Here is a 7042-nt window from a genome sequence, read left to right as displayed (position 1 = left end):
TAAGAAAGTCTAGGGGGGCCCGAGATGTTATAACAACGCAGGCCCGGTGCCGTTCCGCACGCCCAGGGCGGGCCAGACAGTGAACGGTTTGTCTTTGAGGGTGCATGGTTCGTCTGTAGACCTGTCACGGTTTGATGCCGCTCCCGGTGCTCGTTTAGGCCAGCTTTCGTTCGAAGGCGACGGGGCTTTTCCAGCGCAGTGCTGAGTGGCTTCGGCGTGGATTGTAGAACCCGTTGATGTATTCGAAGATCGCCCTTTCAGCCTGCCTCCGTCTGTCCCATGATCGCCGCCAGATCAGCTTGGCCTTGATGGTTTTGAAGAAGGTCTCGGCGGCTGCGTTGTCGCAGCAATTGCCCTTGCCGCTCATCGATACCTTGAAGCCGTGCTGGCGCGGGATCATCGTGCGAACGGTATTGGCTGCCGCGATCCGTGTGATGCATGCAGCCTTTGGGCGGTTGCCGGAATGCGATGGCCATCTTCAATGCCCGGATCGCCAAGTCGCGTCTCATGCGATTACTGACGGCCCAGCCGATGACACGACGCGAGTGCAGGTCCAGGATCACAGTCAAATGCAGCCACCTGCTTACGCGTAAGCCCACTGGACAGCGCGATCCGCACCGCATCCTTGCGGAATGCGTCCGTCCGTCTCAGCCCCATAGTCAGTATCCTTTGGTGCAGTAAATCCTATCAGAGGAGCGGCATCAAACCGCGACAGGTCCAGTTCAAACGCTGCGCCACCAAGCCTGCGGCCTCTTTCGCGATCTGATCCCCAGTTCGGGCGTCACTGGAACGCAACTGCTCATCAACGATGTTTCTTAGGCTGGGTTTCCAATACGTGCTGACGTCAAACCGCAGGATGTGCGCCTGCGAGTGGATCTTCGAAGATGAGAAAAGTCCTGCCGCGCGGCTCTCTATCGAGGGCCAGCGCGACGCAGGATCAAAGTGAGCCTGTCAAAACTGGCGCGAATACCTTCCTCCGATCCCTTTGCAATGAATTGATCTAACTCCTCCCACACACGCACGGCGCGATCGACGAGCGGATCGCTGCCTTCGGAATAAAGACCAGCTTTGAGCATCATTTCCGCACCTTCATAGGCTCCTAGCAAGCGGCGCGCTTCCAGCAAGAGGGCATTCTCCTCCTCCGTGGCTGCTTTGGGCAGGCTTCGAGACACCGATTTCGATAGGTTGATCGCCGGGTATCTGCCACGTTCTGCAATCTCACGCTCGAGAATTACATGACCATCGAGCACGCCGCGAAGGATATCTGCAATCGGTTCTTCAAAATCCGATCCGGCAACCAAAACACTGAACAGTGCCGTGATACTGCCCTCGCCTTCCAGCCCGGGGCCCGCCCGTTCGCAAAGCGACATGATCAATTGCCCGATTGAGGCTGGATAACCACGCAGCGCGGGAAACTCGCCCGCAGCCAGAGCGATTTCCCGATGCGCCTCGGCAAAGCGCGTGACCGAATCGGCGAGCAGCAAGACACGATTGCCTTGCTCTCGAAAATGCTCCGCAACCGTCATTGCGGACCATGCGCAGCGACGGCGCATCAGAGCCGATTGGTCAGATGTCGCGGCAACGATCACGGCCCGCGACATCCCATCCGGTCCGAGAGTCTCGTCAATGAACTGGCGCAATTCACGCCCCCGCTCACCAATCATCGCAACAACGACGACGTCTGCCTCCATGTTGCGGCAGAGTGCTGCGAGCATGTTGGATTTACCCACACCAGAGCCGGCGAAGAGGCCCAACCGCTGGCCCTCCACAATGGGCAGAAAGGTGTTCAAGGCCGCCATTCCGGTACTCAGCCGCGCGCCCAATGCGGCGCGTGTGTGGGCTGCTGGGGCAGACGAGTTAACCGACCGCGCAACGTGCCCGCGCATCAGGGGTTGACCATCGAGCGGCATCCCGAAGGGATCGACCACACGGCCAATCCAGCTGTCAGAGGGGGCAAGATCACCTTGCGATGGTTCGACCAACACCCGATCATCCAGTGACACCTGCTCAGCCGAACCATGCGGCATCATGACCGCAATCTCTTGGTTTATCTGTATAATCTCACCGGTGATCCGCTCTCCGTCTGACCGGCACAGGCAAACCTGATCGCCAATACGCGCTGCGTCGCGCAAGCCGCGCACATGGATCGTCCCGGCCTGAACGCCAGACACGCGACCTTGTGCCCGCCACCTGGGGACCTCTGCAATCTGGGTTGTGAGGGCTTCGATCGCGTTGTTCATCTCGTCGCTCCGCAAGGTGTTTCTGAAAACGCTTTCTAAAGGAATCACAGTTAAGCCTTGATTGAGACGGATCGAGGGAGAAACCCCGATGTTTAAGACATTGAACCTATTCCAGATGGCACATGCCATGGCCACGCATGCCGGGCAGCGCCAGGCGCTCGTGGCCGAAAACATGGCCCATGCCGACACGCCCGGATATCGCGCGCGTGATTTGCCACCTTTTGCGGACACCTACAAAAATCCGTCTTCCAGCGGAGCGGCCAAAGCGACGCGGGACGGCCATCTCTTTGGCCAAAGTGCCGGCCTTGACCCGCGCGCGATGGAAACACGTCGGGCCGAGGCTCCCAATGGCAACAGCGTCACCATTGAAGAACAGATGATGAAAGCGGTTGAGGTTAAACGTCAGCATGACCGCGCCATGGCAATCTACAAATCATCCCTGACCATCCTGCGCACCAGCCTTGGCAGACAATCCTGAGGACACCCGAGATGAGCGAATTTTCAAGATCCCTTGCCGTGACAACCAGCGGTCTGGAGGCCCAGGCACAGCGCCTCCGGCTTTTGTCGGAAAACATCTCGAACGCGGATACACCCGGCTATCGGCGCAAGACCGCATCGTTTGAAGCCGCGCTTGGTTCCGGAGGGACGGTCAGTGACGTACGGACCGGACCTGTCCGGCTGGACCGAACCGAGCTCGAGCGCGTCTTTGACCCCGGACATCCCCTGGCCGACGAGAGTGGTCACTACGATGGATCAAACGTGAACCTGATTATCGAGATCGCTGACGCACGCGAGGCGCAGCGGAGTTATGAGGCCAATCTCAAAATGTTCGAGCAGGCCCGCCAGATGTCGTCCAGTCTGATGGAGCTTTTGCGACGCTAACCCCCTGAAAGGAGATCCAGAATGGATATTCGTGATTTCACCGCGGCCGGAAAATATGCCGCCGCGCGCCCTGCAACAGAAGCCAATCCGCAACTTGGCACGGCCAGCTCCGCATTTGCCTCGGCCGCCGAAGACTTTGCCAATACGCTAAGAGAAAGCGAAACACTGGCCAAGGATGCAATGTCCGGCAATGCCGACCCGCACGCGCTGGTACAGGCGTTGGCACAAACCGAGCTGGCCGTCGAGACGGCCGTCACGGTCCGCAATCGCGTGGTCGAGGCGTACCAGGAAATCCTGAGAATGCCGGTCTGATATGCTGAGCGAGGCCGTGTTCTATGACACATTGCGTCAGGGTCTTTGGGTGGCGGTTATCCTCTCCCTACCGATCCTGACAGTCGCATTGGTAGCGGGCCTTGTGGTCGGCCTCTTTCAGGCCCTGACCTCGATCCAGGAAATGACCCTGACCTTCGTCCCGAAACTGGGTGCGATCGTGGTCGTCTACTGGGTGTCCATGGGCTTTATGACACAAAGCCTCGTTTCGTTCTTTCAAGATGAGCTTGTCCCTTTGATCGCAGGAGGATTCTGATGGATCACACCGGTTATGTTACGCTCACGCGCCAGTCCGGCCTGCTGCGTGAAATGCAATTGGTTGCCAACAATATCGCAAACGCAGCCACCACCGGTTTCCGGCAGGAGGGAATGGTTTTTTCGGAGTATGTCCAACGGCTTCATGATGCTCCGTCGGTTTCGATGGCTTATGCAAATGCGAGCGGTGTCTCGATGATGCAGGGGACCTTGACCGAGACCGGGGGCCAATTCGATATCGCCATCGAGGGCGATGGCTTCTTTCTGATCCAGACCCCGAACGGCGAACGGCTCACACGCGCGGGAAATTTCGCACCGAATGCCGTCGGCGATCTGGTCACGATGGATGGCCACGCGGTGCTGGACGCCGGTGGAGCGCCGATATTCGTCCCGCCCGGCGCCACGGATTTCAGTGTTTCGTCGGATGGTACAATTTCGTCGGATGGGCAGCCACTAGGTCAGATTGGCATTTTTGAACCGACCGAACCCGCAATGTTACGGCGTCAGGCGGGGGTGATGTTCACATCCGATAACGGTTTCGGATCAGCTGAAAACCCACGCGTTCTGCAAGGCTTTCTCGAAGGCTCAAACGTCGATGCCATCTCGCAGGTGGCGCGAATGATCCAGGTTCAGCGCGCCTATGAAATGGGCCAAAGCTTTCTTGATGCGGAGAATGAACGAATCCGTGCGGCCATCAAGTCTCTCACCCGATAATCCAGAAAGGACCACCCTATGAAAGCGCTAAAGATTGCGGCGACCGGCATGACGGCCCAGCAGATGCGGGTCGAGACGATTTCGAACAACCTCGCGAACATGAGCACAACGGGCTATAATGCTCGCCGGGCTGAATTCGCGGATCTGCATTATCAACAGTTCGCCCGCGCCGGCACCGTGAACGCTGCGGACGGCACCGTGCTGCCCACCGGCATTCAATTGGGGCTGGGTGTGCGTCCATCAGCGGTGAGCATTCATCTGGCACAGGGCGCGTTGTCAGCAACCGGGAGCGATCTCGATTTCGCAATCGAAGGCAACGGCTATCTTGAGGTCACACTTCCGTCCGGCCAGGCCGCCTATACGCGAGACGGAGCCCTTAAACGCTCTGCTGAAGGACTGATTGTCACCAGCGACGGCCTGAGTGTCGCCCCAGAGATCGTGATCCCGGACGATGCGCGCAGCATTTCCGTTAATGCCAACGGCGAGGTTTATGCCTATTTCCGCGACAACCCGGAGGCACAGCTCTTGGGCCAATTCTCGCTTGCGGGATTCACAAATGCCAAAGGCCTTGAAGCGTTGGGGGGCAACCTGTTCGTCGAGACCGAGGCGTCAGGACCGGCCCTCGTTTCGACACCTGGCGAGGATGGCCTGGGCACCGTGCGTCAAGGTTATCTCGAAGACAGTTCCGTCGACCCGGTTCGCGAGGTCACCGAACTGATCGAAGCGCAACGCGGATATGAGATGAATGCAAAGGTGATCTCCGCAGCAGATCAGATGCTGGCGGCGACGACACAGGTTCGCTGATGCGCTGGCTAACCGTCTCCGGCTTGATGCTCATCGCGATGCAGGCTCTCGCCGATATCGTGGTGACCAATCAAACCATTCGGCCCGGCGACGTGATCTCGGCCGAGGATCTTGTGATCAAGTCGGTCACCATTCCCGGAACTGTTGAGGTTCCCGAGGATCTGATCGGGCAAGAAGCCCGAATCGCGCTGTATCCTGGGCGTCCAATTCGGTTTGGCGATGTCGGACCACCCGCGATCGTGGATCGTAATCAACTGGTTACACTGGTTTATCGCCAGAACGGCTTGCGGATTGTAACTGAGGGCCGCGCCTTGGGCCGCGGCGCCGAGGGCGATGTAATCCGGGTAATGAATCTAACATCACGCGCCACCCTGTCCGGTCGGGTCAACGCCGATGGCACAATAAAAATGCACTGAGGATCTGCTGATGCGCACCCCCTTTCTGATCGCCCTGGCCGCCACGCTGAGTGTGGTAAGTGGCTGTGCCCGCACAGACCATCTTGGTAAAGCACCAAGCTTTTCGCGACAATCCGAAAGCCAGGAGCAAGTGGCCATGTTATCATCAGGTCTGCCTTTGCGCGTCGAAACACGCAGGCAGTCCGACATTTCTTCGCTCTGGAGTGGGGGGAGGCAATCCTTGTTGGGCGATCGCCGAGCGATGCAGCGCGGCGATATCATGACGGTCGTAATCGAGATCGACGACGAGGCTGAGATTTCCAACAGAACCGCTCGGTCTCGGGGTGGGTCGGAGGAACTCGGGATCCCGCAGCTTTTCGGAATCCCGCAAAGGCTGGATGAAGAGCTACCCGAAGGTGCAACCATGGCGGGCGCCGTCTCGCTCAATTCATCGAGCGAAAGCAATGGTCAGGGAACGGTTCGCCGTAATGAAAAACTGACCTTACGGGTGGCGGCTACAATCGTCGATGTGCTTCCAAACGGCGTATTGTCGATCGTCGGATCACAGGAGGTCCGCGTGAATTTCGAAATGCGCGAGCTTTCGGTGACGGGATTTGTGCGGCCTGAGGACGTTTCGCGACAAAATGAAATCACCTATGACAAGATCGCCTCGGCCCGGATTTCCTATGGTGGGCGTGGGCAGATCACTGACGTTCAACAACCACGGTATGGCCAGCAGGTGCTGGACATGATCCTACCTTTCTAAAGGAGCCTGCTTTGAAATTCATCATTCCTCTTGTGGGCCTATTGCTGGGAAGCGGAGCAGGTGTCGGCGCTGGCCTGGTACTGGCGCCAACGCCTGCGCCTGAAACGGAGGCATCCGAGGCCGAAGCATCGAAAGCACCAGAGGCAAAAGCAGCCGAAGAGGCGCCCGTCGAGCTGGTGTCCCTGAACAATCAGTTTGTGGTACCGGTGACCGACGGCGAACGTGTCAATGCACTGGTTGTGCTCTCGATCGGGTTGGAAGTCACTGGCGGCCAGTCCGCCGCCATCTATTCGCACGAAGCCAAGTTGCGCGACATTTTTCTACAGGTCTTGTTTGAGCACGCCAATATGGGCGGGTTTAGTGGCGCGTTTACCAATGCCCGCAATCTCGATCTTTTGCGCCAATCGCTATACGATGCGGCAACCCAGGAAATGGGAGACCAGATCAAGGGAATCCTGATCACAGATCTGGCTCGTCAAGACGTCTGATGCCCCAAATGCTCCGGTCCTCTTAAACCTCAGAGATATCCTGCGGCATATTAGCAACTGTATCTGTCAGGTTGTGGATGCCGCCCATTTTACCCGTCTTTATGCATAAGAGCGCGTTGGCCACCCCTTTCGCACACCTGTGATTGATGACCTTTGTGGGGTTTTGAA

Annotated in this window: 10 protein-coding genes and 1 pseudogene; 9 read left to right on the top strand and 2 right to left on the bottom strand. The window is 58.0% G+C overall.

What is annotated here, in order from left to right:
- Positions 1–154: 154 nt before the first annotated feature.
- Both HEP69_RS09240 and HEP69_RS09235 read right to left on the bottom strand, forming a co-directional pair.
- Positions 155–578, bottom strand: a pseudogene (locus HEP69_RS09240) (IS3 family transposase); the annotation flags it as partial.
- Positions 579–911: 333 nt separating this feature from the next.
- Positions 912–2240, bottom strand: coding sequence for a FliI/YscN family ATPase (locus HEP69_RS09235; RefSeq protein WP_290558227.1), 1329 nt, complete (start codon positions 2238–2240; stop codon positions 912–914).
- Positions 2241–2328: 88 nt separating this feature from the next.
- On the opposite strand from HEP69_RS09235, the gene HEP69_RS09230 reads away from it, so the two are divergent.
- Genes HEP69_RS09230 through HEP69_RS09190 form a run of 9 tightly spaced genes read left to right on the top strand, consistent with a single transcriptional unit; the run spans position 2329 to position 6874 of the window.
- The gene (locus HEP69_RS09230; protein ID WP_290558226.1) at positions 2329–2718 is read left to right on the top strand and encodes a FlgB family protein; all 390 of its coding nucleotides are present in this window, start codon (positions 2329–2331) and stop codon (positions 2716–2718) included.
- A gap of 11 nt (positions 2719–2729) precedes the next feature.
- Entirely contained in the window at positions 2730–3122 is a 393-nt protein-coding gene (gene flgC, locus HEP69_RS09225; protein WP_290558225.1) for a flagellar basal body rod protein FlgC, read from the top strand.
- A 21-nt stretch (positions 3123–3143) separates the two neighbouring features.
- Positions 3144–3434: a flagellar hook-basal body complex protein FliE gene (gene fliE / locus HEP69_RS09220; RefSeq protein ID WP_290558224.1), complete on the top strand. Its 291-nt coding sequence runs from the start codon at positions 3144–3146 to the stop codon at positions 3432–3434.
- Position 3435: 1 nt separating this feature from the next.
- A complete protein-coding gene (locus tag HEP69_RS09215) occupies positions 3436–3708 on the top strand; it encodes a flagellar biosynthetic protein FliQ (protein WP_290558223.1) in 273 nt (90 codons plus the stop codon).
- Complete coding sequence (locus HEP69_RS09210; RefSeq protein ID WP_290558222.1) at positions 3708–4421, top strand: flagellar hook-basal body complex protein; 714 nt, start codon at positions 3708–3710, stop codon at positions 4419–4421. The genes HEP69_RS09215 and HEP69_RS09210 overlap by 1 nt, the downstream gene beginning before the upstream one ends.
- 18 nt (positions 4422–4439) lie before the next feature.
- A complete protein-coding gene (gene flgG, locus HEP69_RS09205) occupies positions 4440–5225 on the top strand; it encodes a flagellar basal-body rod protein FlgG (RefSeq protein WP_290558221.1) in 786 nt (261 codons plus the stop codon).
- Positions 5225–5641: a flagellar basal body P-ring formation chaperone FlgA gene (gene flgA / locus HEP69_RS09200; protein ID WP_290558220.1), complete on the top strand. Its 417-nt coding sequence runs from the start codon at positions 5225–5227 to the stop codon at positions 5639–5641. Before flgG ends, flgA begins: the two co-directional genes overlap by 1 nt.
- Before the next feature lie 10 nt (positions 5642–5651).
- A complete protein-coding gene (gene flgH, locus HEP69_RS09195) occupies positions 5652–6386 on the top strand; it encodes a flagellar basal body L-ring protein FlgH (RefSeq protein WP_290558219.1) in 735 nt (244 codons plus the stop codon).
- Between the two features lie 11 nt (positions 6387–6397).
- On the top strand, positions 6398–6874 hold the full coding sequence (locus HEP69_RS09190) for a flagellar basal body-associated FliL family protein (RefSeq protein WP_290558218.1): 477 nt from the start codon (positions 6398–6400) through the stop codon (positions 6872–6874).
- Positions 6875–7042 lie beyond the last annotated feature (168 nt).

The organism is Aestuariivita sp. (genome assembly GCF_021404545.1).
GTDB lineage: Bacteria > Pseudomonadota > Alphaproteobacteria > Rhodobacterales > Rhodobacteraceae > Aestuariivita.
This window is presented reverse-complemented; position numbering and strand designations above follow the sequence as displayed.